The organism is Mesorhizobium sp. Ca11 (genome assembly GCF_020165275.1).
GTDB lineage: Bacteria > Pseudomonadota > Alphaproteobacteria > Rhizobiales > Rhizobiaceae > Mesorhizobium.
Genome location: NZ_JAIUHU010000015.1, coordinates 92,387 through 118,807 on the forward strand (window position 1 = coordinate 92,387; position 26,421 = coordinate 118,807).

A 26,421-nucleotide genomic window follows, 5' to 3' on the forward strand; every position below is an offset into this window, starting at 1 on the left:
CGCAGCGGCGATGATGCAACCGCCGCCGCGCAGAATTCGACGCTGAAGGTGGCGCGCACCGGAAATCGGCGCCGCGCCGACAAAGAGACGGCTTCGGGACGCGACCCAGCCTCGAAGCCGCTTTTTTTCGGCGCCTTATGCCGCTTGCAACAGGTTCTCGATGTCGGGAATCGTGTGGTTCGTGAGTGTCTTTGGGATTTCCGCCTGCACCTTCTCGCAAACCTCCTTGTGCAGTTTCTGGCGCATCTCGCCAAGCACCTGCGGCGGCGCGATCAGCACGACCGCGTCGAACGCGCCGCGGTGCGCCAGCTTGTAGAGCCGGTCGGCAATCTCGACGGCGAAGCGCTCCTTGCCGAGACGGTGCCAGTCGGTTTCCTCGACGGCGCTGCGGGGACCCTCGTTGCTCTGGCGGCCCGGCTTGTCGCTGCCTTGCTCGCGCGTGGCGGGGTTCTCCTGCTCCATCTCCTGCACCACTTCGAGGTTCGGGAACTTGGCGTCGCCCTGGTTGCGCAGGAAAAGCGCCTTTTCGCCATCAGCCACGATGACCCACAGTCCGTGTTTCAGCTTGATGCTCATGGCGTTCCTCCTTGCTTGCTGCTTGCCGATAGATGGAGCTTGGGATCCGCAAATGGATTGCTAGGCAAACGAGCCGCGAGGCATGATTGTTCCGATCCGGCGATGGCGTCTCGATCGCTTCCGGCAGACTCGGTCGAGCGCCTATCCCGCAGGGTCAGCTTTAATCTACTAACTTAGTAGAATTTAGAATAAACTGTTTTGCGGCTTTCTCGGTCAGGCGCTAAAAATTACGACGGATCAAGGCTGTTTCTTATGCCGCTCCGGCCGTCTCACCGTCAAAGTAGAATTTTTTTCTCTTGGCCTTCGCAGTTGCGAAAAAGCGATTGCCTGCCGTTCGGCGACGCGCGAGTGCTTGCCTTCTGATTTTGGGCGTGGCCGCGTAAAACTGCCAAACTATTCCAATATTGCTCATTGCCATGTCGTCAGCCAACGCCAAGCTCAATGCCTTTCCCGTCTTCATGCGGGTCGACGGCGAAGCCGTAGCCATCATCGGCAATGGCGAGGAGGCGCTCGCCAAGGCGCGGCTGCTTTCGCAATCGAGCGCGGTGTTGCGCATCGTTGCCGACGATGCCAGCGACGGCCTGCTGGATTTCATCGCGTCGGCCGGCGCTGTTCACATCAACGCAGCCTATCAGGCCGCGCATCTCCAAGGTGCTGCCCTGGTGTTCGCCGCCAGCGGCGACGAGGCGCTCGATCGCCGCGTCGTCGAGGACGCGCGGCGGCTGGGCATTGCGGTCAATGCCGTGGACCGTCCGGAGCTGTGCGATTTCTTCACGCCCGCATTGGTCAATCGGGCGCCGGTGGCGATCGCCATCGGCACAGAGGGCGTCGGACCGGTTCTGGCGCAGATGCTGCGCGGGCGCATCGACCGCATGCTGTCGCCGTCGCTCGGCCGGCTGGCTTCACTTGCCGCGTCTTTTCGCGCCGCCGCCGAGACGCTGCCGAAAGGCAATCGGCGCCGCCGCTTCTGGAGCGATTTCTTCGCCGGTTCGCCGGCCAAGGCCATCGAAGCCGGCGACGTCGCCGAGGCGCATGGCGCGGCGCTCGACCTCTTGGCCCAGGATGCTCCGGTCGACGGACATATCGCGCTGGTCGGCGCAGGTCCGGGCGCGGAGGACCTTTTGACTTTGCGCGCGCACCGCCTGCTGATGGAGGCCGATGCCATCGTCTACGACGCGCTGGTGCCGGAGGCGATCGTCGCCATGGGCCGCCGCGACGCCGAGCGCCTGCCGGTCGGAAAACGCAAGGGCTGCCATTCCAAGAGCCAGGAAGAGATTAACGCGCTGCTCATCGAGCTGGGCCGCGCCGGCAAGCGCGTGGTGCGGCTGAAGTCCGGCGATCCGCTGGTGTTCGGCCGTGCCGGCGAGGAGATGGCGGCGCTGCGCGAGGCCGGGATCGCCTATGAGGTGGTTCCGGGCGTCACCGCCGCCTTTGCCGCCGCCGCTGATTTCGAGCTGCCGCTGACGCTGCGCGGCGTTTCGTCCTCGATGGTGTTCACCACAGGCCACGACCTCAAGGGCAACTCGCTGCCCGACTGGGCCAAGCTTGCCATTTCGGGCGCGACCGTTGCCGTCTATATGGGCCGTTCGGTGGCTGCCGAAGTCGCCGGCCGGCTGATCGAAGCAGGACTGTCGCCGGATACTGCCGTTGCCGTCGTCGAGAATGCCAGCCTCGGCAACCGTCGCCGTTTCCACGGCACGCTTGCCGACCTGCCGTCGCTGGAGGAGCGCGCCGATCTCACCGGACCGGTGATGACGATCATCGGCGATGCCGTCGCCGGTGCCAATTTTGCACAATCCGAGCCGCTCGCGGCACATAAGCATGAGGGCGCGGCTTCAGCCGTGGCCGAAGGAGTCCGGCAATGAAGGTTCTCACCGCGAACAGGCTCTCCGACGGCATCGCCGTCTGGTACGCCGCCGGCGGCTGGGCGGAGACGGTCGGCCATGCCGATATCGCGCACGACAAGGCGGCGGAGGACCGGCTGGAAGCGATCGGCGCCGCGGCCGCCGCCAACAATGAGGTGGTCGACGTCAACATCATCGATGTTGCGATCGTCGATGGCTTGGTCGAGCCGGTGCGGCTGCGCGAAAAGATCCGCGCCGCGGGCCCGACCATCCGCACCGATCTCGGCAAGCAGGCAAGCCCGGAAGCGGCGCGGGCGGCTTAACCCCAAGAAAAGCAGCGGGCGGACGCGCCCTGAAAGACGAAGCATGTACCGTTACGACGAGTTCGACCAGGATTTCGTACAGGCCCGTGTCGCCGAGTTCAGCGACCAGGTGCAGCGCCGGCTTGCCGGCGAGATCACCGAGGACCAGTTCCGGCCGCTCAGGCTGATGAATGGCGTCTATCTGCAGCTGCACGCCTATATGCTGCGCATCGCCGTGCCCTACGGCACGTTGAACAGCAGGCAATTGCGCATGCTCGGCCACATCGCGCGCAAATACGACAAGGGCTACGGCCATTTCACCACGCGCCAGAACATCCAGTTCAACTGGCCGGCGCTGTCGGACATCCCTGCGATCCTCGCCGATCTGGCGAGCGTCGAGATGCACGCCATCCAGACCAGCGGCAACTGCATCCGCAACGTCACCGCCGACCATTTCGCCGGAGCCGCCGCCGACGAGGTCGCCGATCCGCGTCCCTATGCGGAAATCCTGCGCCAATGGTCGTCGGTGCATCCCGAGTTCTCGTACCTGCCGCGCAAGTTCAAGATCGCGGTGACCGGCGCCGAGCGCGACCGCGCCGCCATCCAGACGCATGACATCGGCCTGCATCTGAAGAAGAACGCGGCCGGCGAGCTGGGCTTTGCCGTCTACATAGGCGGCGGCCAGGGCCGCACGCCGATGGTGGCGAGAAAGATCCGCGACTTCCTGCCGGAGGCGGAGTTGCTGTCCTACTGCACGGCCATCCTGCGCGTGTACAACCTCTACGGCCGTCGCGACAACAAGTTCAAGGCGCGCATCAAGATCCTGGTGCACGAGACCGGCGTGGAGGAGATCACCCGCCAGGTCGAGGCCGAGTGGCAGGAGCTGAGGGACGCCGAGCTCAAGCTGCCGGAAGCCGATATCCAGGCGATCAACGCCTATTTCGCGCCGCCGGCGCTGGTTTCCCGTCCGGAAGGCGATGATGCGGTGAAACAGGCCAGGCTCGATTCGAAGAGCTTTTCGGAATGGCTCGACCAGAATGTCGTGACGCATCGCCATCCCGACTATGCGGCGGTGACCATCTCGCTCAAGGGCATCGGCGAGGTGCCCGGCGACGCAACGGACAGCCAGATGGAAGCGGTTGCCGACATCGCCGAGAAATACGCCTTCGACGAATTGCGCGTCAGCCACGAACAGAACCTGATCCTGCCGCATGTAGCGCGCGCCGACCTCAAGGCGGTCTACGACGCGCTGGTCGAGATCGGCCTGGCAACAGCCAATTCCAATCTGATCAGCGACATCATCTCGTGCCCGGGCCTCGATTATTGCGCGCTGGCCACGGCGCGCTCGATCCCGGTAGCGCAGGAAATCTCGCGCCGCTTCGCCTCGCTGGAGCGGCAGCGCGAGATCGGCGAGCTGAAGCTGAAGATCTCCGGCTGCATCAATGCCTGCGGCCACCACCATGTCGGCCATATCGGCATTCTGGGCGTGGAGAAGAAAGGCACCGAGCTCTATCAGGTGACGCTTGGCGGTTCGGCCGACGAAAACACATCCGTCGGCGAGATCATCGGCCGCGGCTTCTCCTCCGATGAGATCACCGATGCCATCGAGCAGATCGTCGATACCTATCTCGGCCTTCGGCTCAGTCCCGACGAACGTTTCATCGACGCCTACCGCCGTGTCGGTCCCGCGCCGTTCAAGGAGGCGCTCTATGCTGGCGAAACCAAGGCCGCTTGACCGGACAGGCGAAGTCGAGACCGGCGTTGCCGCCGAGGCAGCGGGGCTCGACGCGCTGTTGGGCCATCTGAAGCCGATCGAGATCATCGAACGGTCGGCGCACGAATTCCGCGGCGCGGTCGCCGCGGTGTCTTCCTTCGGCGCGGACTCCGCCGTGCTGCTGCACATGATTTCGGAGATCGACCGCGCGCTGCCGGTCATCTTCCTCGACACCGGCAAGCATTTCGAGGAGACGCTCGGCTATCGCGACGCGCTGGTCGCCGATTTCGGCCTCACCGACATCAGGGTGATCAAGCCGGAAGAGACCGCGCTCCAACGCGTCGACCCGACCGGCAGGCTGCACGAGACCGACACCGATTCCTGCTGCAATGTGCGCAAGGTCGAGCCGCTGGCGCGCGGCGTCGAGCCGTTCCGCGCCTGGTTCACGGGGCGCAAGCGCTTCCAGGCTTCGACGCGCACGGCTTTGCCCGTCTTCGAGGCCGTCGGCTCGCGCATCCGCATCAATCCGCTGGCGCATTGGACGACATCGGACCAGGCCGACTATATGCGGGCGCATGCGCTGCGCGAAAATCCGCTGGTCGCCTATGGCTATCTCTCGATCGGCTGCTTTCCCTGCACGCAGCCGGTGCAGCCGGGCGAGGATGCGCGCAGCGGCCGCTGGGCGGGGCACGCCAAGACCGAGTGCGGCATTCATTTGTCGGGGCTGGAAAAGTCGCTGACCGACGCCTCACTTTAGGATACGCCGATATTCAGGTGATGCCGGCTTGCAAATGGCGACTTCCTGCGCTTCCGGTGCTCACGTAGTTCAAGTACGCTCCGCTCCGGTTCTCGGAAGCCACCATTTTCGGCTCGGCCTGACCTGAATCTCGACATATCCTTGGGACTCTTTGGAACTTAGGAATTTTGATGACTGGATCGACGACAGCGGGGACCCGCCTCTGGACCCGTGACGGTTTTCGCGAGGATGAGTGGACCCACGCCGAAAGCGCCGAGGCGCTTGCCGGCAACGGCCGCTTCATCCTGCCTCTGCAGGCCTTTCTCGGGCTGGATGAAGACGTTCGCAAGTCAGCCAAGGAGCGTCTCGGCGTCCTGCTGCAGCCCGGCGACGAGCTGGACAAGATAACCGGCCTGCTCGACCAGCTGTCGCTGGTGGCGCTGGCCTTCCCGGCCTTCAATGACGGCCGCTCTTTTTCCAAGGGCGAATTGCTGCGCGCCCGGCATCAATTCAAGGGCGCGGTGCGCGCCACCGGGCAGGTGCTGGTCGACCAGCTGCCGCATATGCTGCGGCTCGGCTTCGACGAGTTCGAGGTCTCCAATCCGGTGCTCTTGAAGCGGCTGGAGGAAGGCCGCACCGGCGGCTTGCCGCTTTACTACCAGCCGGCGGTCGAACCGGAGGCCAAGGGCCCAAAATATTCCTGGCGGCGCAAGCGCCCCGGCTGACGCTAGGCTACCGCCCGTCTACTCGTCGTTAAGCTGACGATCTCCAAATCTAATTGGCGTTGTGTCAAGGCGGCTTCCGCCATCAACCATTGCCCAAACAAGGCAAGTTTGCGGGCTGAAAGCTTGTCCTCTGGGCACACGAGATACCAGCCAGCCGTATTCGGGTGGTGGACAGCGAACGGCGCTACCAGCCGTTCGGCTCGGATGTCACTCGTCATATAGGCGCGGTTGGCGACGGCAAAGCCCATGCCGGCGTTGGCCGCCTCGTAGGCCATCATGCAGGAATCGAAATAGAGGCTTGTGGTCGCGCCAAGCACGTAGCTCGCATCGGCAAAATCGAGCCACGACTGCCAATTCTGGGTGCATGTGTCGGAGTGGAGCAAGGTAAAATGGCGCAAATCCTCCGGCGTTACCTTCGAAAGCGGCTTGTCGCCCAGAACTTCGTGGAACAGCCTACGGCTACATACCGGCGTCAGGTCTTCCTTGAATAGAAGTTCTGAATTGAGGCCAGGGAAGTTACCGTCGCCATAGCGGATCTCAAGATCGTACTCGGAGGTAGAGAATTCATGCGTGGCGTAGGATGTGGAGACACGCATCTCGATATCCGGGTACTGGCGTTGGAAAGTCAGCAGCCTTGGGAATAGCCAGCGCGCCGCGAAGGTCGGCAAAACACATATCCGAAGTACATGCGCCTGGGACTGGCCGGTTGCCTCCATGCTGGCCGCGACGATTCGTTCCAGGGCCTCCCGCACCTGCGCCACATACATCTCACCTTCCGGCGTCAGCGACACGGTATTATGACCGCGCTCAAAAATCTTGAAGCGCAATTGGTCTTCGAGGCCCTTGATACGCTGGCTTACCGCAGAAGGTGTGATGAATTGTTCTTCGCCGGCACGCGTGAAGCTCCTGTGGCGAGCAGCGCTTTCCACAATCTTCAACGAATTAAGATTAACTCGGCTAAGCAGGCGCATAGCAATTCCTCAGGCTTTCATCGATCTATTATTCATAGGTGGCTTCATTGACTTTGCATTCGCCCAAAGGGTGAGGATTAAACTTAAAAGAAAAGCAAGATTGCAAAGCAATCCCATGAAGACGATTTGATCAAATGAAGTTAGCCTGCTCCATACGTCGAACAGCGAGTCGCAGCCTGCAAAGAGTTTGCAGATAGACAGTGCGCTCTCGCGCGCAGCGCCGATCGCCCATAGGACAGCGGGGAATGCTGCTACACTCGAAATGTCAATTCGACCTGACATCTCTTTCTCCAATCGTGCATAATCGCTGACTCAGTGGCTCGTCGGCGGTTCATTAACTTGTCTCATTGTCATCGATGTCCAGATTCCGAGCAATTTAATAAATCTAATGTCCGTCGCGTGCGTGCGGTCTTCGCTCGCGCCACATAGGGTTACCCGGCCCTGTCGGACCATAGATGTCGGGTGGCTTGATGTTTCTTGGCGTTCGACCACGAGGGACGAATTGCTTAGGGGCGGCATCTTGCACCTTCTCTGACGGCGTTACGGTGGCCGACGCCATCGGTGATGGCCACCCTGATCGGCGGCAACACCAATGCGCTACGATCATGATTGCCGAGGAAGCCGCGGACATGATCCGGGTGGCCGCCCGATCATTGTCTGCTTGGCCGGACCAGGGTTTTCCATTTTCCCTCCGCGGCCCCTTCTTATATGCATGCTGGTGCGATCAAATCCATCTGGTCAGACCACATTAGCGATTCTGGCTTCCCCTTAGTCAGGCCTGCCCTTAGGATCGGTTCATTATTTCGCATTTCGAAATAGCAGCGAGCGAAGGGAGGAACAGCATGGCCGGTAAAAAGATACTGATGCTCGTTGGCGAGTTCAGCGAGGAATACGAGATTTTCGTCTTCGAGCAGGCCATGCACGCGGTCGGCCACACCGTCCATGTCGTGTGCCCGGACAAGAAGGCCGGCGACGTGCTCAAGACCTCATTGCACGACTTCGAGGGCCACCAGACCTATACCGAAAAACCCGGTCACGATTACATCCTCAACAAGACCTTCGCCGAGGTGAGCCCAGCCGACTACGATGCTGTCTATGCGGCGGGCGGCCGCGGGCCGGAATATATCCGCATCGACAAGCGCGTGCAGGCGCTGGTCAGGCATTTCCATGAAACCGGCAAGCCGATCTTCACCATCTGTCACGGCGCGCAGATCCTGATCGCGGTCGACGGCGTGGTGCGCGGCAAGGAAGTGGCGGCGCTGCATTATTGCGAGCCGGAAGTGACGCTTGCCGGCGGCATCTATATCGATGTCGCGCCGAACGGCGCCCATGTCGACGGCAATCTGGTTTCAGCCAAGGGCTGGCCGGGCCTAGCCGCCTTCATGCGGGAATGCCTGAAGGTGCTCGGCACCGAGATCCGTCACGGCGAAGTGCTGATGCGCGACGACAGGAAGGCGGCCTGAAACTTGTCAGTTGCGGCGCGCGGCTACTGACGCCGCGGGTCGTCCGCGTTCTCCGCCTCGGCGCCGTCGAGGCGGTCAAGCAGGTCGGTCAACTGCCGGGGCATCTCCCTTTCCAGGCGAAATACCGGCAAGGTGCGCAGAAAGCGCTTCGTCGCTTCGCTGCCCGCCTGCCGCCTGATATCGTTGGCCAATTCGGCGCGCCTGTTGCCGTTGTTGCCGTTCATCGTCCCAAAATCCTGTGTCGGCTTCGAAACTCCCGCGGGCGGTTCATGGTTCCCGTGGCAGTGCTCGAGAGCAAGCAAAGCTGCGTGATACGGTAAAGTTTGAATTAATTTGGAACGGCAGCCTGCCGCCGGCCGCCTGCGCTTGCCCCTTGATTTTTGCCCTCCAAACCTCGATATCGGGCGCAAATCCAGAGCAATTCGAAATGACGGGAAACGCGATGAGCGACCAGGCAAAAGACGAACGCACGCCCGAAGAGATCGAAGCCGCCGAGGCTTCCGGCGAGCGTGCGGAGGGCGGCGTCGACGGCGACTACGAAGCGTTGGTGCGGCTGCTGAAGGAAAACGAGGAACTGAAGGACCGTGCACTGCGCGCGGCGGCCGAAATGGAGAATTTGCGGCGGCGCACCGCGCGCGACGTCCAGGACGCCCGCGCCTATGCCGTCGCCAATTTCGCGCGCGACATGCTGTCGGTGTCCGACAATCTGCGCCGCGCGCTGGACGCGATTCCCGCCGAGGCAAAGGCCAGCGGCGACGCCGGCTTCAAATCGCTGATCGAAGGGGTCGACCTTACCGAGCGCGCCATGCTTTCGGCGCTGGAGCGCCACGGGGTCAAGAGACTCGCGCCCGAAGGCGAGAAGTTCGATCCGAACTTCCACCAGGCGATGTTCGAGGTCCCCAATCCGGATGTTCCCGCAGGCACTGTCGTCCAGGTTGTGCAGCCAGGCTATTCGATCGGCGAGCGCGTGCTGCGGCCAGCGATGGTCGGCGTCGCCAAGGGCGGCCCGAAGGCGGCCGCCGAGGCCAAGGTCGAGCCGGGCCCGGTGAACGAGCAGGCCGAGAAGGATGCGTGAGAGTAGCGAATAGGAAGTAGCGAGTAGGGGCTGATATTTATCCCCGGCTTCGTGCTATTTCCCTACTCTATTCGCTACTCACTACTCGCTCGCCCATGAACCCCATCGCGTCGCTCGACTATGCCGGCGTGGCCGTCTTCGCGGCGACGGGCGCGCTTGCCGCATCGCGCAAAGAACTCGACATCATCGGCTTTCTGTTCCTGGCCAGCGTCACCGGCATCGGCGGCGGGACGCTGCGTGACGTCATCCTCAACCTGCCGGTGTTCTGGGTCGCCAACAGCGGTTATGTACTGATCTGCGCCGTCGTCGCGGTGCTGGTCTTCTTCAGCGCCCACCGGTTCGAATCCCGCTACAAGCTGCTGCTGTGGCTCGATGCCGTCGGCCTTGCCGCTTTTTCGGTGATGGGCGCGGCCAAGGGGCTGGCGATCACCGGCTCGCCCGTCGTGTCGGTCATCACCGGCGTCTTGACGGCGACCTTCGGCGGTATTCTGCGCGACCTGCTTGCCGGCGAGCCATCGGTGCTGCTCAGGCCCGAGATCTATGTCACGGCCGCGCTTGCCGGCGCCGCCATCTTCACCCTTGGCGATCTTGCCGGCCTGCCGGCGCTGGCGTCCAGCCTGCTCGGCTTCGCGGGGGCATTCGCGGTGCGCGGCGGAGCGCTTAAATTCGGCTGGTCGTTTCCGGCCTATAAGAGCCGGCCGGGGCGAAGGCCGGAGGATATTCCCTGAGGGAGCGAGGAGCGAATAGGGGTTGAACGGAACAGATCCCGCCACTTTCTTCTATTCGCTATTCGCTATTCGCTATTCGCTATTCGCTATTCGCTATGCCGCGAAACGCTGCCCTTCGCCGCCATAGTAGTTGACATAGCGGGCGCCAATCTCCTTGACCGGCATGACGACGAAGACGTCGACGGTCGAGAATTCGTGGTCGATGACGCAGCCGTCGCCGATGCGGGCGCCGACGCGCAGATAACCCTTGACCAGCGGCGGCATGGCGGCGATCGCCGCCTTGGCGTTCACCGCCTCGATCGGCATCAGGTCCATCGAGCAGTAACGTCCCGGAACCGCGCGAACATCCCAGGCGGAGTTGGTGCGGCAATGATGGGCGAGATAGGTCAGCGCCTCGGCATGCGCCGCCGGCACGATGCCGTGGAACGAGGCGCAGCCGGTCATCACGCCGATGTCGTAGTGGTTGATATAGGCCCAGATGCCTTGCCAGAGCGCCTCGATGGTGCGCTTGGAGCGGTATTCCGGCAGAACGCAGGAACGGCCGAGTTCGAGGAAGCGCTGGCCGGGATGCCGCGCAATCAGCTTGGTGAGCTCGAACTCGCCCTCGGAATAGAAGCCGCCGGCCGTCGCGGCGATTTCCTGCCGCAGCAGGCGGTAGGTGCCGACGATGCGGCGGTGCTCAGGGCCGGGAAGGGAATTGTCCAACACCAGAAGGTGATCGCAGAGAGGGTCGAACCGGTCGGCGTCGCGCCGGTCCTGCGCCTGGAACAGGTCCTTCCTCGCGCCAAGCTCGTCGTAGAATACCCGGTAGCGCACTTCCTGGGCGGCGGCGATCTCGGCCTCGTTGCGCGCGAGCCGCACTTCGAGATTGCCGATGCGGCCCAGCGGAGCGCCGCTTGCGACGGCGTCGGCGGTACGGGCGGCGAGCAGGGCGCCGCCGGCATTCGGCCGAGTGTCACATTCAGGCACGACTGTATGCACGAGTGATTCTCCTTCGAGCCATCCCTCTTGGCACGGGGATACGGTGTAGGTGCAACAGGATTGTGACAGTACCGTGATACGACGTGGCGGGCAATACTTTGTCGGCTGGGCAATACACTCAACCGGCTATCTTGTGATCGCGGAAGCCAAGCAAGCCAAGGCGTTCAACGGTTAGAAATTTCCTCAGGCGGCAACCTGGCCCTCGACCGCCTGGACGAGCGCGTCCGGGTCGAGCGGCTTGGTCACGAAACCGCTGGCGCCATGGGCAAGCACGGCATGCCGGGTCTTTTCCTGGCTGTCGGCCGAAAGCACCATGATCGGAATCGGGGGCATGGCCAGGGACTCTTCATGGCGACGGATGGCGGCGATCGCGTCCAGCCCGTCCATGACAGGCATATGCAGGTCCATCAGCACCACATCGAAGCGGAACTTGAGGCCGGCATCGGTAACGGCATCGACCGCGGCCTTGCCGTTGCCGACGATCTTGACGCGGTGTCCGGCCTTGAGCAGCGTGGCGCGGGCGAGCATGGCGTTGATGTCATTGTCTTCCGCGATCAGCACCGACAGGCCCTGGTCGCGCTTGCGCACCGAGGGGGCACCGCGCGGCTTCGGCAGCGGCTTGGCTAGCGCCGAGCCATGGCTGGTCAACAGCACACGCAGCAGGGTCTCGCCCCGCACCGGCCGGGCCAGGAAGGTGGCGTAGCCGCTGGCCCGGAATTCGCCGAGCATGCCGCGATCCGTCGGCGCAATCAGGGTGATGGCCTCGCAGTCGGCAAAGCCAGAATCGCGCAGCCGCTTGAGCAGCCTCCCGTCGCTGTTTTCGAGCGCGGCATCGATCAGAAGGACGTTGCAGCCCGCAGCGAAGGGGGCGGCCTGGCTCGGTGTCGCGGCAACCTCGACGATGCCGCCATGGGCCTTGATCGCGCGGGCGATGGCATCGGCCTCGATGGCGTTTTTCGACACGATTACCGCCCGCCGGTCGGCAAGGATGTTGTGGCGATGCGGTGGCGGCTCGGTCGCGGCGACCGCCGGAAGCTCCAGGACGAATTCGGATCCTTCGCCGAGCCGGCTCGAAACCGAGATCGAGCCGCCCATCGCCGTCGCCAGCCGCTTCGAGATGGCAAGCCCGAGGCCAGCGCCGCCATGCACCCTGGTCGAGGTGCCGTCGGACTGCTCGAATTCCTCGAAAATGCGCTCCATGTCCTCTTCGCGCAGGCCCGGGCCGGTGTCGGCGATGGTGAAGCAGATACGGTCGGTGGTTTCGCTGCGGGCGCGCGCCACGCTCAGCAGCACCCCGCCCGTGTCGGTGAACTTCACCGCATTGCCGATGAGGTTGAGCAGCACCTGGCGCACGCGGCCTGGATCGGCGGTGATCATCTGCGGCACATCGGGCTCGACATGGCAGCCGAGGCCGATGTTCTTGGCGAAGGCCTTTGCGGCCAGAAGTTCGATGATGTTGTCGGCGATCTCGCGCAGCGAGGTCGGCTGGGGCTCGGGTTCGAAGCGGCCGGCCTCGATCTTGGAATAGTCGAGCAGGTCCTCGATGAGCGCGAGCAGCGCGCTGGCCGAGGTGGAAACGGCGCCGACATAGGTGCGCTGTTCGGGCGAGAGGTCGGTATCGGCAAGCAGCTTCGCCATGCCCATGATGCCGTTCATCGGCGTGCGGATCTCATGGCTGACGGTGGCGAGGAAGCGTGACTTGGCCTGGCTGGCATATTCGGCCCGTTCGCGCGCGGTGATCAGCGAGGATTCGGCGCGCTTGCGGGCGGTGATGTCGCGGGCGATCGCCCGGTGCGAGACCGCGCCCGTGTCCTTGTCGCGCACCGACAATTCGATCCAGGAGAACCAGCGTGGTCCGTTCGGGGTGCGGATCGCGACATCGGTCGAGCTCAGGCATTCATGATCGGAGAAGGCGGCGTCGGGAACGATGCCGACATCGATGCCAAGCTCGGACAAGGTCTTGCCGGCAAGATCGCGCGCATCGAGCTCGACAAGCGAGGCAAAGACGCTGTTGGCATAAACGATGTGGCCGTCGCGATCGCGATGGACGACGAGGTCGCCCAGCGCGTCGATCAGGCCGCGGAAGCGCTCCTCGCTCTCCTGCATCTCCCACATGCGGTCGGCGAGGGTTTCGATCTCGGCGCGGCTGCGCGCGGCGGTCTCGTCGAGAAGCGCTGCGGTGCGGCGCTCATCGCGACGGCTGCGCAGATGCATGGCCAAGCCCGCAAAGGCTATGGCGGCGAGGCCGGCGGTGATGATGAGCGGCGCTCCGGTGAGATGCGCGAGCCCCGCCATGATGGCGATGGCGGCAACGATCGTCAGGAAGAGCAGGCCGTCGTGGCGGGCCCCCGGCAGGTCGGGAGCCAGCGGCGGCGCGACGAGCACCTGCCGCTTCGGCGCATCGGGGATGAGCCTGTCAGCGCCGGCGGCTTTGCTGTCCTGTCTGATGTCGGAGACCGCGACCATGCGCAGACCATGCCAGACAGAAATTATGGAAGGCTGGGAGGGATCGTTCGAATTTTAGCGAATCGCGCGGATTCCGACCGCCCGCATGCGCGGGCGAAACCGAGCTTCGCGAGGTCGTTGCGAGCTACATATCGACAACGACGCGACCCCTGACCTTGCCCTCGACGATATCGCGCGCGGCGGCGACAATGCCGTCGAAACCGATCGTGCGGGACAACGTCGACAGCTTCTTGGAGTCGAGGTCGGTGCCGATGCGGCGCCATGCTTCCAGGCGTACCGGCTTCGGCGCCATCACCGAATCGATGCCGAGCAGCGAGACGCCACGCAGAATGAAGGGCGCGACGCTTCCGGGCAGATCCATGCCGCCGGCCAGGCCGCAGGCGGCGATCGCGCCGCCATAGGAGGTCATCGACAGCACATTGGCCAAGGTATGGCTGCCGACCGAGTCGACGCCGCCTGCCCAGCGCTCCTTGGCGAGCGGTTTCGCGGGCTGGCTGAGCTCTTCGCGCGAGATCACCTCGGCCGCGCCAAGATCGATCAGATACGGGCTCTCGGCGTTGCGGCCGGTCGAGGCGATGACATGATAGCCGAGGCTCGACAGGATCGAGATGGCGACCGAGCCGACGCCGCCGGCAGCGCCCGTCACCACCACGGGACCGCGGTCCGGCACGATTCCGTGCCGCTCCAGCGCCATGACCGAGAGCATTGCCGTGTAGCCCGCCGTGCCGACAGCCATCGCATCATGCGCGCTCATGCCCTCGGGCAGCGGCACCAGCCAGTCGCCCTTGACGCGGGCGCGGCCGGCATAGGCGCCGTAATGCGTCTCGCCGACGCCCCAGCCGTTGAGGATCACCTTGTCTCCCTTGCGCCAGTCGGCATGCGAGGAGGAGATCACGGTGCCGGCGAAATCGATGCCTGGAACCAGCGGCCAGCGGCGCACGACCGGGGCCTTGCCGGTGATGGCGAGCCCGTCCTTGTAGTTCACCGTCGTCGCCTCGACGGCGACGGTGACGTCACCTTCCATCAGGTCGGCCTCGGCGAGGTCGACGACATCGACGGACTGTTTCTTGTCGGCATCGCGCGAGACGAGGATGGCTTTGAAGGTGTCGGGCATGATTTTCTCCTCGCCTCTGGCTGATGAGGAAGTCTGCGGTTTCAACCGCGTGAGGTCAATTGCCAAGGTCTTGGGACTTGGCTTCGCGCCGCCAGCCGATCAGCTCGTCGAAGACGACAAGCGCTGCGCCGACCGAGATGAAGGTGTCGGCGAGATTGAAGACCGCGAAGGACCAGACGGGCGTGTGGAACAGGATGTAGTCGATGACGTGACCGTAGACGGCGCGGTCGATGAGGTTGCCGAGCGCGCCGCCGATGATCAGCGCAAAGCCGATACGAGCGACGACATGGCCGGCCGACGTGCGCGTGGCGAGATAGAGCACGAAGGCGACGACCAGCACGGCGATGACCACCAGGCCGGTATCGCCGAAGGACTGGAACATCGAGAAGGCGATGCCGGTGTTGTAGGTGCGGAACAGCGCCAGGAATGGCAGCAGATCGACCTTCTCCTGAAAGGCGAGACCGTTCTCGACCAGCTGCTTGATCCACTGGTCGAGCGCGATGGCGATGACGACCAGCACCGCGTAAGGGGACCAGGATTTCATTTGGTAGTCCTCATCGGATGTCGTTGGCAGGCTCGAGCTTCAACGCGCCGCGCCGGATCTCGAACAACATCACGCCGGTGGCGACCGCCAGATTGAGCGAATCGGCCCGGCCTGCCTGGGGAATTCTGAGCAGCCGGTCGCAGCTTTCGGCGAGACTGTCCGGCAGGCCCTGCTGCTCGTTGCCCATCAGCAGCAGGACCGGTCCCCTGGAGAAATCGACCGAGCGATAGTCGACCGCGCCCTTGAGATGGGTTCCGGCGACAAGGCCGGAGAAATCGCGGCGCCAGGCGAGGAAGGCCTGCTCGGTCGCCCTGGCGACCGGCACGGCGAAGATCGAGCCCATGGTGGCGCGCACCGTCTCCAGCGAGAACGGGTCGGTGGTGTCGCCGACCAGGATGACGCCCTTGGCGCCGACGGCGTCGACGGTGCGGATCACGGTGCCGAGATTGCCGGGGTCGCGCACCCGGTCGAGCGCCACCCAGACATCGCCGTCCCTGGCGCGGATGTCCTTCAGCGGCACCGTCTGCTGCGCAAAGACGCCGACCACTATTTGCGGGTTCTCACGGCGGGTGATGGCAGCGAGCACCTTTTCGGAAACTTCGAGCACCATGCCGCCGGCGGCAACGGTCCGCGCGGCGACTTTTTCGACGGCCGGGTTGCCGCGTCCGGCCTTGGCGAAGACCAAGGTCCTGATCGACCAGCCGAGGTCGAGGGCATCGATGACCAGCTTCAGGCCCTCGGCCATGAAGGCGTTCTGCTGGTCGCGGAATTTCTTGAGCGCCAGCGCCTTGATGTCCTTGACCAGGGGATTGGCAAGGCTGGTGACTTCCTTGACCTGCCCGACCGGGCGAGCGCCGTCATGTGCCGTCATTCAAGCCACCCAGCGCGAGAACAGCGAGGTCGACAGCGCGCGGCCGGCGGATTTCTCGCGAATGATCAGCTCGCCGGATTCGACCGTGCCGCCCATGCCGGCGAAGGTATCGCGCATCAGCGCATGGATAGCGAAGAAGGAAGCGCGGATCGAATAGGCGGTGAGGACGACGGCGAGCGGTTTCGGCGTCAGGATCGAGCGGCAAAGCTCGGTGAGGCCCGGCAGGTCCTCGAACAATTGCCAGACCTCGCCCTTGGGTCCGCGGCCATAGGCCGGCGGATCGAACAGCACGATGTCGTAGCGGCTGCCGCGGCGTTCCTCGCGCTCGGCGAATTTCATTGCGTCCTCGACGATCCAGCGGATCGGCTTGTCGGCAAGGCCGGCCATCTCCTGGTTCTCGCGCGCCCAGCCGATCGCCTTCTTCGAGGCGTCGACATGGGTGACCTCGGCGCCGGCGCGGGCCGCCACCAGCGAGGCAAGCCCCGTATAGCCGAAAAGGTTCAGCACCTTGACCGGACGCTTCGCCGACGCGATCAGCCCCGCCATATGGTCCCAATGCGAGGCTTGCTCCGGAAAGACGCCGACATGGCGGAAGGATGTGAAGCGGCCGAGATAATCGATGCCGTCATGCTTCATCGGCCAGGTTTCGCCGAGCGGCGCCTTCGGAAACCGCCAGCGGCCGATGCCTTCCTCGTCGGTGTCGCCGGTGAAGATGGCGTCGGCGCGCTCCCACTCCTTCGCCGGCAGGGCCCGCTGCCAGATCGCCTGGCCTTCGGGCCGCACGATGCGGTAGGGGCCGTATTGCTCGAGCTTCTCGCCGGCGCCGCTGTCCAGCAGGGCGTAATCGGCATTGGGCGCGACTTCGAGGATCAATGGCAGGCGCTCGGCGGGCAACGCGCCCTCGCGGCGCGCAAGCACGCGCGGCGCCGGCTTGGCTTCCTGCCGCTCCGCCGGCTTTGTTTCACGGCGCTCGGCAGGTGCGGCCTGCTGCCGTCCGGCCGCGAACGCATCACGCGGGCGGGACTGTTCCGCCCTTGCGGGATGCGGGCGGCCATCGCGGCGTTTGTCGCGAAAAGATTTCAAGAAAGGTCATCTCCGGCGGTTCGGCCCGCTTCTGCCACAGCTCAGCCCACCGGCGCAACAAAGCCTGGCTCATTCAATGGTGCTGTCATCAACCATGCCGGATACCGAGCAGGCCGAAACAAAGCGAAACGAAGCCAAGCGCCTTCGCCGCGGCCACCGCCATGTGGCCGGTCTCCCAACGCAGCCGGACGGCCTCGAAATCGTCCGGGATCGGTCCGGGCGCCCAGGTCGCAAGAATGTCGTTGGCCGGCTTGACCAGTCCGAACCAGAGCGCCAGCGAGACGGCATAAAGCAGTGTGGCGGCGAGCACGAACCGGAAGGCAAACGGGTCCCCACGCAGCATCCAGGCAAGCAGCGCCGGACAGAGGATCGCTGCGATATCGAGCGGCGCTCCGATGACGGCAAAGAGCAGGAATTGACCGTTGAAGACCGTCGCCTCTCGCCAGAGCGCCGGCGACCATTTCGTCAGCCTCGGCAGCGATTCCAGCACATGGGCAAAGGACGGCCCAAGGCTGAGCGCCGCGACGAAAGCGGTCAGCACCGACCAGAACAGCAGGATCCCGCGCATCTCCATTGTGGGGAGAACGGGAACGGGACGCGGGCGTTCCGTGGCAGAAGGTCGCTTGCCGCGATGTGCAGGCCAGCCCTATTGTCCGGCACGCCGATTAGCCATTCATGTCCCGTTCAGCCCGCCTGCTCGACCTCGTTCAGATCCTTCGCCGCCATCGCCGGCCGGTGAGCGGCCGCACGCTTGCGGACGCAATCGGCGTGTCGATCCGTACCCTCTATCGCGACATCGCGACGCTGCAGGGGCAGGGCGCGCCGATCGAGGGCGAGGCGGGGCTTGGCTATGTGCTGAAGCCCGGCTTCATGCTGCCGCCGCTGATGTTCAGCGACGAGGAGATCGAGGCGATCGTGCTCGGCTCGCGCTGGGTGGCGAAGCAGCCGGACAAAAGGCTGGCGGCCGCCGCGGCGGATGCGCTGGCCAAGATCGCGGCGGTGCTGCCGGATGACCTGCGCGACGATCTCGATGCGACGACGCTGCTTGTCGGGCCGGGCTCGGAAAATGCCGAAGCGATCGACCTCGGCATCGTGCGGCAGGCGATCCGCGACGAGCGCAAGCTTGGCTTCCTCTACCATGACGCTGCGGGAGCGGCATCGAAGCGCCTGGTTTGGCCCTTCGCGCTCGCCTTCTTCGACAAGGTGCGGGTGATGGTGGCGTGGTGCGAAACGCGCCAGGATTTCCGGCATTTCCGCGCCGACCGGATGTCCGGCCTGACAGCGACAGACATCCGCTATCCGCGCCGCCGCCAGGCGATGCTGAAGGAGTGGCGGGCGAGCCTTGACGCGCCCGGCCGGAACGGCGCGAAAGACGCTTCCGGCTGATCGCTGCTGCCAGAATCTGACAGCTGGTTCGCATATCGTCTCCAAGGTTCAGACACTTTGGAGATCAGATATGACCACGCCGAATTTCGTCATCCTCTATGTCGACAGCCCGGAAAAGAGCGGCGCGTTCTACGCTTCACTGCTCGGACGCGAGCCGGTCGAATCCTCGCCGACCTTCGTCATGTTCGTGCTCGACAAGGGGTTCAAGCTCGGCCTCTGGTCGCGCCACACGGTGGAACCGGCTGCGGCGGCAGCGGGCGGTGGCGGCGAGCTCGTGCTTGCCGTCGAGAACGCGGCAGCGGTCGATGCCACCCATGCGGATTGGACTGGCAGGAGCCTCAACATTCTGCAGACCCCAACCGATCTTGATTTCGGCCGCACCTTCGTCGCGCTCGATCCCGACAATCATCGCCTGCGCGTCTACTGGGCGACTGAGCAGTAGGCAGTAGGCCGTAGGCCGTAGGCCTATCTTCCCTATTGCCTACTGCCCAATCCCTACTGCCTATTTGAGCGCGTTGTAGACGGCGACGCCGGCGGCGAGATCCTCTAGCGCCGCGCCGACCGACTTGAACAGCGTGATCTCGTCGTCGGTTTGCCGGCCCTGTTTCTCGCCGCGCGCGAGCTCGTGCAGGTCGGCGACGATCGCTTCCGGCTTCAGCACGCCTGACGCCAGCGGCTGGACGATGTCGCCGGCTTCCTTGGTGGCGCCGGCGCGGGTGTCGACATAGACGCGGGCGCGCTTGATCGCATCGTCGTCGCTCTCACGCATCGTCGGCGTGAAGCCGCCGACGAGATCGACATGGGCGCCCGGCTTCAGCAGCGCGCCCTTGACCAGCGGCGTGTTCGAGATGGTCGCGGAAGCGACGATGTCGGCCTCGGCAAGCTCCGCGTCGAGATCGCCGGCGGCACTTGCCGGAAGGCCTTCGGCGCGCAAGGCCGCCGCCACTTTTTCGGCATTGGCCGGCGTGCGGTTCCAGATGCGGATGGATGTGATCGGCCTGACTGCAGAATGCGCCTTGGCAAGGAAGGGCGACAGCGCGCCGGCGCCGATCACCAGAAGCCGCGAGGCGTCCTTGCGGGCGAGATAGGAGGCGGCGAGCGCGGAGGCGCAGGTCGTACGCCACTGCGTCAGCCGTTGGCCGTCGATCAGCGCTTGCGGCTCGCCGGTGAGGCCGTCGAGCAAAAGATAAAGGCCCATCACCGCCGGCTTGCCGATGGCATTGTTGTCCGGCGACACGGTGACGATCTTGACGCCGATATGGCCTCCCTCGGAGGTGCCCGCGGCGTTGAAGTCGGTCCAGGCCGGCATCAAAAGCAAGGTCGAGGCGGCGCCGTCCGGCCGTTCAACGCCATGATGGTGACGAACCGGCTGCACGGCGCCATCGCGAAAAGCCGTGCGCAATGTCTCGACAAGGCCGGGAAAGGTCAGCGCGCGGTCGACCTCGGCGGCCGAAATGGTCAACATTGAAAGCTCCGTGGTGTCGAAATGACGCTCGACTGTCTTCTACGCAATTCCGGACGGAAAACCGCTACGCACTTTGCCTGGAATTGCTAAAGCGCGTCGCGCTGAAAACAGATTCAGGCGACGCGCTTTAAGCCTTTGTTCGATGCATGTCGTTGTCCCAAAACCGCTGCGCACTTCTGGGCGATATGCATTAGTTCGTCGGGCTGGGCAGCGCCGGTCGCTTGGGCGCCACGGGCGTGCGGCTCACCGCCTGGCGCAGGTTTTCCGCCTCGAGGCCGCGCTGGCGCGCGAGCTTGCGATAGCGTCCCTGCTTCACCCAGGTGGCCAGGCTTCCGACGACCATGCCGATGGCCAAAGCCAGGAACAGGAAGATGAAAAGCGGCAGGTTCAGCGTCAGCGCGGGATTGCCGGGATGAAATGGATCGACCGTGAAGGCGACAGGGCCGCGATTGGCGACGGCGAGCGCGATCAGGATGACGGCCAGCGGCACGAAGACCACGACGAGGACGAAGCGATTGAACATCAAATCTCCATGGAGAGGCTTCTTGAAGCGCGCATGTCTTGTCCTGAAACCGGTCTCCACTTTCGGGAGACATGCCTTTAGGCGCAAAGATGCCGTTTCGACCCGCCGGCCCGGCGCCTATTTGCCGCCGTTCAGCCTTTCGCGCAACTCCTTGCCGGTCTTGAAGAACGGCACCCATTTTTCCTCGACCTCGACGGACTCGCCGGTGCGCGGGTTGCGGCCGGTGCGGGCCGGACGGTTCTTCACCGAAAAGGCACCGAAACCGCGCAACTCGACCCGGTTGCCCTCAGCAAGCGCGTCGGTGATCTCGTCAAAGATCGCGCCGACGATGTTTTCGACGTCGCGCAGGAAAAGGTGCGGGTTGCGTGCAGCAATGATCTGCACAAGTTCGGATTTGATCATAGAACATTCCCCGTAAAACCACTGCAACCGATTATCAGGATGATTTTATTGCTTTTTCGGCTCGTCCCAACGGCACCTTAAGGGTGCCAGACCGAAACGAGACCGTCAAGAAACAAGCGGTCGGCGCCAAGTTCGTGAATGATATCGCCGCCGGCATCCGGCAGGCCGAGCGCCTTGGCCGCCACTTTTGCCATCGACTGGGAAAACAGGAAACCGCCACGCCTGTCCTTGTCCTTCCACTCGACGACCTTGAGCTTGCTGTCCACGCCCTTCGTCGCCAGCCAGTCGATCGCCTCCTGCTCGCCGCCGACGGCGTCGACCAGGTGGTTGGCCAAAGCCTGGCGGCCGGTGAAGATCGAACCGTCGGCCAGCGCCAGCGCCTGCTCATGCGTCATCTTCCGGCGATCGGCGACGATGCCGACGAACCAGTCGTAGCTGTCGAGGATCAGCTTGCGCACCATGGCGCGCTCGTCGTCATTGGTCGGCTTGAAGGGCGAGGGCGAAGCCTTGAGCGGCGACGATTTCACCTCCTCCAGCTTGATGCCGAGCTTGTCCATGAGACCGCTGACGTCGGGATACTGGATCAGCACCCCGATCGAGCCGACGATCGATGTCTTGCAGGCGACAATGTGGTCGGCTGCACTTGCGATCATATAGCCGGCCGATGCCGCCAGCGTGCCGACTTCGGCCACCACCGGCTTGTCACCGGCAAGCTTGCGCACGGCGTCGAATGTGGACTCGCCGCCGACCGTGGTGCCTCCGGGCGAATCGATCGAAAGGATGACGCCCTTCACCTCCGGCGACTTGCGGATCGATTCCAGCCTTTTGAGCAGCTCCTCGTCCTCGGTGATGGTGCCTTCGATCTTGACCTTGGCGATGTGGGGGACCGCCCGGCCGGTAAAATTGTCGTCATAGACCCAGGTCGAGAAGGCGATGATCGCTGCCGCCAGAACCAGAAACGCGACCACGCGCCAGAACGTCAGCTTGCGGCGCAAGCGGCGGCGGTCGATCAAGTCGTCGGCTCTCATTGCCATTGTCAGCCTCATGGGTGGTGGGAAAGCACGCTTTTAAAGCAAGCTTCTACACACGGCTACCGTTTCCTGGCGCGGGTCATCCGCTTCACAGAAGGGTGACCCCTCTACTTTCTTGTCTGATGCAATTCCTGTCGGAAACCGCTCGCAGCTTTCCCGGAACTGTTCCGAAAGGCCCGGCTTCGGCCTCCGGCGGTGACGCCGGGCTCACGAAAAATTAACGCAAGCAGTCCGTATCTGCTATGAAGTACAGGCCGTCTCGCCGAATTCCTTTCGATTTTGCGCGCGGCAGCTGTCACATTTTTGCAGTTTTCCTCCGCTTGTGCTTGCTTGTAGGTGCCGGCATACCACCTATAGGCGGTGTTTGGGCGGGCAAAGGTCCATTAGAAAAGTCATGTTGGCGCGATCTGACGAAACGAGCGATGCCGGTGAGGCATCGGCTCCCGCGAACCAAGGCGGCACGCGTGGCGATGCGTTCAACCGCGCCCGGCGGCACTCGCGCCGCGTCCGCGTGCTGAAATTTGCGGTACCGCTGCTCGCGGTCGCGATCGCCGTCGCCTTTCCGGTCTATTCCTACCTCAAAGCGCCGCTGTCGGTATCGGTGCAGGCCGACGGCACGGCGTTTTCCGGTGGCAAGCTGGTGATGGCCAATCCGAAGCTCAACGGCTTCACCAAGCAGAAGCTGCCATATTCGCTGACGGCGACCAGGGCGACGCAGGATGTCGGCCAGCAGGCCGTCATCGACCTCGAAGGCATCAACGCCAGACTGCCCGTCGCCACCGACAACATCGTCTCGGTGGATGCCGCGCACGGTATCTACAATCGCGACGCCAACACGATGGATCTGACCAGCGACGTCAGCGTGACGACGACGGACGGCCTGATGGCGAAGTTCAAATCGATCTTCCTAGACATGGGCAAAGGCTCTATGAAGACGAGCAATCCGGTCGACGTCAGCCGTGGCGGGTCGCGCATCACCGCGGACTCGATGTCGGTCGAGGACAATGGCAGGCTCGTGGTCTTCGAGAGCCGGGTTCGCGTCAACATAGATCCAACTGCGTTGAAGGCAGCGGGGGTAAACGGTGGAGAACAGAATGCGTCGCAGTAAATCCGCATGGCTTCCGGGCGCTGCTTCCGCATTGCTGTTTTTGGCAACGGCGCATTCGTTCGCGCAGTCGAGCGCGACCAGCCAGATTCCCGGGCTCAAGCTGTCGGGTGACCAGCCGATCCAGATCGAAAGCGACAAGCTCGAGGTCCGCCAGGCCGAAAGCATGGCCGTGTTCAGCGGCAATGTGACGGTCAATCAGGGGCCGACCCTGCTCAAGGCCGGCAAGATGACGGTCTACTATGTCAAGGATGCCAATGCCGGCAAAAGTGCCGCAGCAGGCGCATCGGCGATGACGGGCGCCGCCAATATCGACCATCTCGAGGTCGAGAACAAAGTCTACATCAAATCGAACGACCAGATCGCCACCGGCGACACCGGCAAATTCGACATGAAGACGCAGGTGCTGGTGCTTTCTGGCAAGGAAGTGGTGCTGTCGCAGGGCGACAATGTGCTCAAGGGCTGCAAGCTCACCGTGCAGATGAAGAGCGGCCTCGGCAATGTCGAAGGCTGTCCTCGCGTCATCATGATGTTCAAGCCGCAGAAACAGGACGCGCAGCAGGGAGCGTCGAGCAAGTAATGGCCGGCGTGACTTCGCTGCTGGCCCGTCTCCCGGGACGGGCAGCCGCACAACCCGCTGCGCCGGCGACGGTCGGCGCCGACAAGGCGAAGTTCAAGGGCACCCTGATCGCCAAGGGGCTGACCAAGAGCTACAAGGGCCGCAAGGTGGTGAGCGGTGTGACGCTCGGCGTGCGCGCCGGTGAGGCTGTCGGCCTGCTCGGCCCCAACGGCGCTGGCAAGACCACCTGTTTCTATATGGTCACCGGCCTTGTTCCCGTCGACGAAGGTTCGATCGAGATCGACGGCTTCGATGTCACCTCGATGCCGATGTACCGGCGGGCCCGCCTCGGCATCGGCTATCTGCCGCAGGAAGCGTCGATCTTCCGCGGCCTGAATGTCGAGCAGAACATCCGGGCCGTGCTGGAGGTGGTGGAAAAGAGCCGCAAGGAACGCGAGCGAACGCTCGACGAGCTGCTCGAGGAGTTTCACATCAGCCATCTGCGCAAGGCGCCGTCCATGTCGCTGTCGGGCGGCGAACGGCGTCGCCTCGAAATCGCGCGGGCGCTGGCGACGCGGCCTGCCTATATGCTGCTCGACGAGCCCTTCGCCGGCATCGATCCGATCGCCGTCGCCGACATCCAGCAGCTCGTTCGCCACCTCACGGCGCGCGGCATCGGCGTCTTGATCACCGACCACAATGTGCGCGAGACGCTCGGCCTGATCGACCGCGCCTACATCATCCATGCCGGTCAGGTGCTGACGCATGGCCGCGCCGACGAGATCGTCGCCAACGCCGATGTGCGGCGTCTCTATCTCGGCGAGGGTTTCACGCTCTGACCGCGGGTTTCGACGCGGTTTGGATGGCCGCGTCACGGCTTTCGGTCATTTTAGCGCTCGATAACGCTCCGGTAAGCCGCAACTGCTAGCGTTTTGCTTGACAAGCAAAAGCCGGGCCAGTTTCTATGCCCGACCGAAAACAGTCGACGCGTAGACGAGGCGTTTGAAGTCCATCATGGCGCTGGCAGCCAAACTGCAGCTCAGACAATCCCAGTCGCTGGTGATGACGCCGCAGCTGATGCAGTCGATTAGGCTGCTGCAGCTCACCCATGTCGAGCTCGAGCGCTTCATCGACGAGGAGATCGAGCGCAACCCGCTGCTGGAACGGGCCGAGCCGCAGGACGATGCCGCCGGCGATCTATCCCAGAAAAGCGAGACATCGCCGGAAAAGGGCACCGACGGCGACTGGTTCGAGGGCGAGATGGAGTGGAGCGCGGAAGCGATCTCGCAAAAGCTCGATTCTTCCCTGGAGAACCTGTTTCCAGACGACCCAGGCACTAGCGAGAGGCTGGGGCCGGATCTCACGGCGCAATGGAAGTCGGCCGCCGGGGGCGGCGCGGGCGCAGCATCGTCCGAGGGGTTCGACGTCGGCGACATGGCCGCGGCCGCCATCACGCTGCGCGAACATGTCGGCGAGCAAATCGCGCTTGCCTCCTTGAGCCCCGGCGAACGCCTTATCGCGGGTGAGCTGGCCGAGGGGCTCGACGAAGCCGGGTACCTGCGCACCGAACTCGACGAGATCGCGGTTCGGCTCGGCACGGACGGCGCGGCGGTGGCGCGGGTGCTTGGCGTGTGCCAGACCTTCGAGCCAGCAGGACTTTTCGCGCGCGACCTTGCCGAGTGCCTGTCGCTGCAACTGGCGGTGCGCGACCGGCTCGATCCGGCGATGAAGGCGCTGGTCGCCAACCTCGAGCTTCTGGCGCGGCGGGATTTCCAGTCGCTGAAACGCATCTGCGGCGTCGACGAGGAAGACCTGCTCGACATGCTGGCCGAGATCCGCGCGCTCGATCCGCGGCCCGGCCTGGCGTTTTCGGGCGGCGCGAGCGACGCGATCGTCGCCGATGTCGAGGTGCACGCCGCCAATGACGGCAGCTGGGCGGTGGAGCTCAATGCCGATACGCTGCCTCGCGTGCTGGTGGACAATGTCTATTTCGCCCGCATTTCGAGCCATGCCAAGGACCAGGCGGAAAAAGAGTTTCTCGCCGAATGCCTGCAGAACGCCAACTGGCTGACGCGCAGCCTCGATCAACGGGCCAAGACCATTCTCAAGGTGGCGTCCGAGATCGTGCGGCAACAGGACGCTTTCCTCGTCCATGGCGTGCGCCATCTCAAGCCGCTCAACCTGCGTACGGTGGCCGACGCCATCGGCATGCATGAATCGACGGTCAGCCGCGTCACCGCCAACAAATATATGCTGACGCCGCGCGGCGTCTTCGAGCTGCGCTATTTCTTCACCGCGTCGATTGCCTCCGCGGAAGGCGGCGAAGCGCATTCGTCCGAGGCCGTGCGCGACCGCATCAAGCAGATGATCGACGAGGAAAAGCCCATCGACGTGCTTTCCGACGACGCCATCGTCGACATGCTCAAGGAAAGTGGGGTCGACATCGCGCGCCGCACCGTCGCGAAATATCGCGAAGGCATGAACATTCCCTCGTCGGTGCAGCGGCGGCGGGAGAAGCGGGCGCTCGCGAACGCCGGCCGCTAGGCCGATGCGAATCTCGACAAGCCCTGGCCGGTGCGAGACGGTGCTGATTTCCCACAATTCCCGAGTTTCATTGACAAGCCGCAATGAAGTGTCTAGAAGCCCGCCCGCATGGAGCAGGGCGGTGATGCCCGCTAGCGAATGGGTCCGTCAGACACGGCCATGGACGGCCAAGAAGGCGACTTGTGATCAACCGGAAAGTTCGGGTCTAAAATC

General features: G+C 63.9%; 28 protein-coding genes. 14 read left to right on the plus strand and 14 right to left on the minus strand.

Going from position 1 to position 26,421, the window contains the following annotated elements; translation table 11 throughout:
• Positions 1–135: 135 nt before the first annotated feature.
• Positions 136–576, minus strand: a complete 441-nt coding sequence (locus LB538_RS23380; protein ID WP_095769243.1) for a host attachment family protein — start codon at positions 574–576, stop codon at positions 136–138.
• Between the two features lie 416 nt (positions 577–992).
• Between LB538_RS23380 and cysG the strand changes: the two genes are divergently transcribed.
• The 5 genes from cysG to LB538_RS23405 all read left to right on the plus strand — a co-directional run bounded on the left by cysG (position 993) and on the right by LB538_RS23405 (position 5,897).
• The gene (gene cysG, locus LB538_RS23385) at positions 993–2,441 is read left to right on the plus strand and encodes a siroheme synthase CysG (protein ID WP_224532236.1); all 1,449 of its coding nucleotides are present in this window, start codon (positions 993–995) and stop codon (positions 2,439–2,441) included.
• Positions 2,438–2,743, plus strand: coding sequence for a DUF2849 domain-containing protein (locus LB538_RS23390; RefSeq protein WP_224532235.1), 306 nt, complete (start codon positions 2,438–2,440; stop codon positions 2,741–2,743). Before cysG ends, LB538_RS23390 begins: the two co-directional genes overlap by 4 nt.
• Positions 2,744–2,786: 43 nt before the next feature.
• Positions 2,787–4,457, plus strand: a complete 1,671-nt coding sequence (locus tag LB538_RS23395) for a nitrite/sulfite reductase (protein WP_224532234.1) — start codon at positions 2,787–2,789, stop codon at positions 4,455–4,457.
• Entirely contained in the window at positions 4,432–5,193 is a 762-nt protein-coding gene (locus tag LB538_RS23400; RefSeq protein WP_095769247.1) for a phosphoadenylyl-sulfate reductase, read from the plus strand. The genes LB538_RS23395 and LB538_RS23400 overlap by 26 nt, the downstream gene beginning before the upstream one ends.
• Before the next feature lie 170 nt (positions 5,194–5,363).
• Complete coding sequence (locus LB538_RS23405; protein WP_224532233.1) at positions 5,364–5,897, plus strand: DUF934 domain-containing protein; 534 nt, start codon at positions 5,364–5,366, stop codon at positions 5,895–5,897.
• Positions 5,898–5,899: 2 nt separating this feature from the next.
• Here the strand turns inward: LB538_RS23405 and LB538_RS23410 are convergent, their stop codons facing one another.
• Positions 5,900–6,868, minus strand: coding sequence for a LysR substrate-binding domain-containing protein (locus tag LB538_RS23410; RefSeq protein ID WP_224532232.1), 969 nt, complete (start codon positions 6,866–6,868; stop codon positions 5,900–5,902).
• An 842-nt stretch (positions 6,869–7,710) separates the two neighbouring features.
• On the opposite strand from LB538_RS23410, the gene LB538_RS23415 reads away from it, so the two are divergent.
• The gene (locus tag LB538_RS23415) at positions 7,711–8,331 is read left to right on the plus strand and encodes a DJ-1/PfpI family protein (RefSeq protein WP_224532231.1); all 621 of its coding nucleotides are present in this window, start codon (positions 7,711–7,713) and stop codon (positions 8,329–8,331) included.
• Between the two features lie 23 nt (positions 8,332–8,354).
• On the opposite strand, the gene LB538_RS23420 is transcribed toward LB538_RS23415, so the two are convergent.
• Positions 8,355–8,555: a hypothetical protein gene (locus LB538_RS23420; protein WP_140845241.1), complete on the minus strand. Its 201-nt coding sequence runs from the start codon at positions 8,553–8,555 to the stop codon at positions 8,355–8,357.
• Positions 8,556–8,773: 218 nt separating this feature from the next.
• Between LB538_RS23420 and grpE the strand changes: the two genes are divergently transcribed.
• Both grpE and LB538_RS23430 read left to right on the plus strand, forming a co-directional pair.
• Positions 8,774–9,406, plus strand: coding sequence for a nucleotide exchange factor GrpE (gene grpE / locus LB538_RS23425; protein ID WP_095769251.1), 633 nt, complete (start codon positions 8,774–8,776; stop codon positions 9,404–9,406).
• A 95-nt stretch (positions 9,407–9,501) separates the two neighbouring features.
• Positions 9,502–10,134, plus strand: a complete 633-nt coding sequence (locus LB538_RS23430) for a trimeric intracellular cation channel family protein (RefSeq protein ID WP_095769252.1) — start codon at positions 9,502–9,504, stop codon at positions 10,132–10,134.
• Positions 10,135–10,227: 93 nt separating this feature from the next.
• Here the strand turns inward: LB538_RS23430 and LB538_RS23435 are convergent, their stop codons facing one another.
• From LB538_RS23435 to LB538_RS23465, 7 genes are all read right to left on the minus strand, one after another.
• Positions 10,228–11,115 (minus strand): GNAT family N-acetyltransferase, encoded by an 888-nt coding sequence (locus tag LB538_RS23435; RefSeq protein ID WP_095769253.1) that lies wholly within the window; start codon positions 11,113–11,115, stop codon positions 10,228–10,230.
• Positions 11,116–11,298: 183 nt separating this feature from the next.
• Positions 11,299–13,581, minus strand: a complete 2,283-nt coding sequence (locus LB538_RS23440; RefSeq protein WP_224532230.1) for a PAS domain-containing hybrid sensor histidine kinase/response regulator — start codon at positions 13,579–13,581, stop codon at positions 11,299–11,301.
• A gap of 124 nt (positions 13,582–13,705) precedes the next feature.
• Positions 13,706–14,695: an MDR family oxidoreductase gene (locus tag LB538_RS23445; RefSeq protein ID WP_224532229.1), complete on the minus strand. Its 990-nt coding sequence runs from the start codon at positions 14,693–14,695 to the stop codon at positions 13,706–13,708.
• A 55-nt stretch (positions 14,696–14,750) separates the two neighbouring features.
• Positions 14,751–15,239, minus strand: a complete 489-nt coding sequence (lspA, locus tag LB538_RS23450; protein WP_140845247.1) for a signal peptidase II — start codon at positions 15,237–15,239, stop codon at positions 14,751–14,753.
• A gap of 10 nt (positions 15,240–15,249) precedes the next feature.
• Complete coding sequence (locus tag LB538_RS23455) at positions 15,250–16,110, minus strand: TrmH family RNA methyltransferase (RefSeq protein ID WP_224532228.1); 861 nt, start codon at positions 16,108–16,110, stop codon at positions 15,250–15,252.
• On the minus strand, positions 16,111–17,193 hold the full coding sequence (locus tag LB538_RS23460; protein WP_224532227.1) for a class I SAM-dependent rRNA methyltransferase: 1,083 nt from the start codon (positions 17,191–17,193) through the stop codon (positions 16,111–16,113). It abuts the gene before it with no gap.
• Positions 17,194–17,281: 88 nt separating this feature from the next.
• Complete coding sequence (locus LB538_RS23465; RefSeq protein WP_224532226.1) at positions 17,282–17,767, minus strand: DUF1772 domain-containing protein; 486 nt, start codon at positions 17,765–17,767, stop codon at positions 17,282–17,284.
• 101 nt (positions 17,768–17,868) lie between these two features.
• On the opposite strand from LB538_RS23465, the gene LB538_RS23470 reads away from it, so the two are divergent.
• A complete protein-coding gene (locus LB538_RS23470) occupies positions 17,869–18,579 on the plus strand; it encodes a helix-turn-helix transcriptional regulator (protein WP_224532225.1) in 711 nt (236 codons plus the stop codon).
• A 70-nt stretch (positions 18,580–18,649) separates the two neighbouring features.
• Entirely contained in the window at positions 18,650–19,021 is a 372-nt protein-coding gene (locus tag LB538_RS23475; RefSeq protein ID WP_224532224.1) for a VOC family protein, read from the plus strand.
• Between the two features lie 60 nt (positions 19,022–19,081).
• On the opposite strand, the gene LB538_RS23480 is transcribed toward LB538_RS23475, so the two are convergent.
• The 4 genes from LB538_RS23480 to sppA all read right to left on the minus strand — a co-directional run bounded on the left by LB538_RS23480 (position 19,082) and on the right by sppA (position 22,003).
• Positions 19,082–20,044 carry an ornithine cyclodeaminase family protein gene (locus LB538_RS23480; RefSeq protein WP_224532223.1) on the minus strand — a complete coding sequence of 321 codons (963 nt, stop codon included), beginning with the start codon at positions 20,042–20,044 and terminating at the stop codon, positions 19,082–19,084.
• Positions 20,045–20,234: 190 nt separating this feature from the next.
• Positions 20,235–20,567, minus strand: a complete 333-nt coding sequence (locus LB538_RS23485; RefSeq protein ID WP_224532222.1) for a LapA family protein — start codon at positions 20,565–20,567, stop codon at positions 20,235–20,237.
• A gap of 117 nt (positions 20,568–20,684) precedes the next feature.
• The gene (locus LB538_RS23490; protein ID WP_027165368.1) at positions 20,685–20,969 is read right to left on the minus strand and encodes an integration host factor subunit beta; all 285 of its coding nucleotides are present in this window, start codon (positions 20,967–20,969) and stop codon (positions 20,685–20,687) included.
• 77 nt (positions 20,970–21,046) lie between these two features.
• Entirely contained in the window at positions 21,047–22,003 is a 957-nt protein-coding gene (gene sppA, locus LB538_RS23495; protein WP_224532221.1) for a signal peptide peptidase SppA, read from the minus strand.
• Positions 22,004–22,394: 391 nt separating this feature from the next.
• Here sppA and lptC point away from each other — a divergent pair, with 391 nt between their 5' ends.
• The 4 genes from lptC to rpoN all read left to right on the plus strand — a co-directional run bounded on the left by lptC (position 22,395) and on the right by rpoN (position 26,208).
• Positions 22,395–23,108 (plus strand): LPS export ABC transporter periplasmic protein LptC, encoded by a 714-nt coding sequence (lptC, locus tag LB538_RS23500; protein ID WP_224532220.1) that lies wholly within the window; start codon positions 22,395–22,397, stop codon positions 23,106–23,108.
• Positions 23,095–23,685 carry an LptA/OstA family protein gene (locus tag LB538_RS23505; RefSeq protein ID WP_224532219.1) on the plus strand — a complete coding sequence of 197 codons (591 nt, stop codon included), beginning with the start codon at positions 23,095–23,097 and terminating at the stop codon, positions 23,683–23,685. Before lptC ends, LB538_RS23505 begins: the two co-directional genes overlap by 14 nt.
• Positions 23,685–24,503, plus strand: a complete 819-nt coding sequence (gene lptB, locus LB538_RS23510; RefSeq protein WP_095769266.1) for an LPS export ABC transporter ATP-binding protein — start codon at positions 23,685–23,687, stop codon at positions 24,501–24,503. The genes LB538_RS23505 and lptB overlap by 1 nt, the downstream gene beginning before the upstream one ends.
• Positions 24,504–24,678: 175 nt before the next feature.
• Complete coding sequence (rpoN, locus tag LB538_RS23515; RefSeq protein WP_224532218.1) at positions 24,679–26,208, plus strand: RNA polymerase factor sigma-54; 1,530 nt, start codon at positions 24,679–24,681, stop codon at positions 26,206–26,208.
• Positions 26,209–26,421 lie beyond the last annotated feature (213 nt).

Coding starts and splice junctions, on each gene's coding strand:
- LB538_RS23380 (WP_095769243.1), bottom strand. CDS start 576: ATGAGCATCAAGCTGAAACACGGACTGTGGGTCATCGTGGCTGATGGC.
- cysG (WP_224532236.1), top strand. CDS start 993: ATGTCGTCAGCCAACGCCAAGCTCAATGCCTTTCCCGTCTTCATGCGG.
- LB538_RS23390 (WP_224532235.1), top strand. CDS start 2,438: ATGAAGGTTCTCACCGCGAACAGGCTCTCCGACGGCATCGCCGTCTGG.
- LB538_RS23395 (WP_224532234.1), top strand. CDS start 2,787: ATGTACCGTTACGACGAGTTCGACCAGGATTTCGTACAGGCCCGTGTC.
- LB538_RS23400 (WP_095769247.1), top strand. CDS start 4,432: ATGCTGGCGAAACCAAGGCCGCTTGACCGGACAGGCGAAGTCGAGACC.
- LB538_RS23405 (WP_224532233.1), top strand. CDS start 5,364: ATGACTGGATCGACGACAGCGGGGACCCGCCTCTGGACCCGTGACGGT.
- LB538_RS23410 (WP_224532232.1), bottom strand. CDS start 6,868: ATGCGCCTGCTTAGCCGAGTTAATCTTAATTCGTTGAAGATTGTGGAA.
- LB538_RS23415 (WP_224532231.1), top strand. CDS start 7,711: ATGGCCGGTAAAAAGATACTGATGCTCGTTGGCGAGTTCAGCGAGGAA.
- LB538_RS23420 (WP_140845241.1), bottom strand. CDS start 8,555: ATGAACGGCAACAACGGCAACAGGCGCGCCGAATTGGCCAACGATATC.
- grpE (WP_095769251.1), top strand. CDS start 8,774: ATGAGCGACCAGGCAAAAGACGAACGCACGCCCGAAGAGATCGAAGCC.
- LB538_RS23430 (WP_095769252.1), top strand. CDS start 9,502: ATGAACCCCATCGCGTCGCTCGACTATGCCGGCGTGGCCGTCTTCGCG.
- LB538_RS23440 (WP_224532230.1), bottom strand. CDS start 13,581: ATGGTCGCGGTCTCCGACATCAGACAGGACAGCAAAGCCGCCGGCGCT.
- LB538_RS23445 (WP_224532229.1), bottom strand. CDS start 14,695: ATGCCCGACACCTTCAAAGCCATCCTCGTCTCGCGCGATGCCGACAAG.
- lspA (WP_140845247.1), bottom strand. CDS start 15,239: ATGAAATCCTGGTCCCCTTACGCGGTGCTGGTCGTCATCGCCATCGCG.
- LB538_RS23455 (WP_224532228.1), bottom strand. CDS start 16,110: ATGACGGCACATGACGGCGCTCGCCCGGTCGGGCAGGTCAAGGAAGTC.
- LB538_RS23465 (WP_224532226.1), bottom strand. CDS start 17,767: ATGGAGATGCGCGGGATCCTGCTGTTCTGGTCGGTGCTGACCGCTTTC.
- LB538_RS23470 (WP_224532225.1), top strand. CDS start 17,869: ATGTCCCGTTCAGCCCGCCTGCTCGACCTCGTTCAGATCCTTCGCCGC.
- LB538_RS23475 (WP_224532224.1), top strand. CDS start 18,650: ATGACCACGCCGAATTTCGTCATCCTCTATGTCGACAGCCCGGAAAAG.
- LB538_RS23480 (WP_224532223.1), bottom strand. CDS start 20,044: ATGTTGACCATTTCGGCCGCCGAGGTCGACCGCGCGCTGACCTTTCCC.
- LB538_RS23485 (WP_224532222.1), bottom strand. CDS start 20,567: ATGTTCAATCGCTTCGTCCTCGTCGTGGTCTTCGTGCCGCTGGCCGTC.
- LB538_RS23490 (WP_027165368.1), bottom strand. CDS start 20,969: ATGATCAAATCCGAACTTGTGCAGATCATTGCTGCACGCAACCCGCAC.
- sppA (WP_224532221.1), bottom strand. CDS start 22,003: ATGGCAATGAGAGCCGACGACTTGATCGACCGCCGCCGCTTGCGCCGC.
- lptC (WP_224532220.1), top strand. CDS start 22,395: ATGTTGGCGCGATCTGACGAAACGAGCGATGCCGGTGAGGCATCGGCT.
- LB538_RS23505 (WP_224532219.1), top strand. CDS start 23,095: ATGCGTCGCAGTAAATCCGCATGGCTTCCGGGCGCTGCTTCCGCATTG.
- lptB (WP_095769266.1), top strand. CDS start 23,685: ATGGCCGGCGTGACTTCGCTGCTGGCCCGTCTCCCGGGACGGGCAGCC.
- rpoN (WP_224532218.1), top strand. CDS start 24,679: ATGGCGCTGGCAGCCAAACTGCAGCTCAGACAATCCCAGTCGCTGGTG.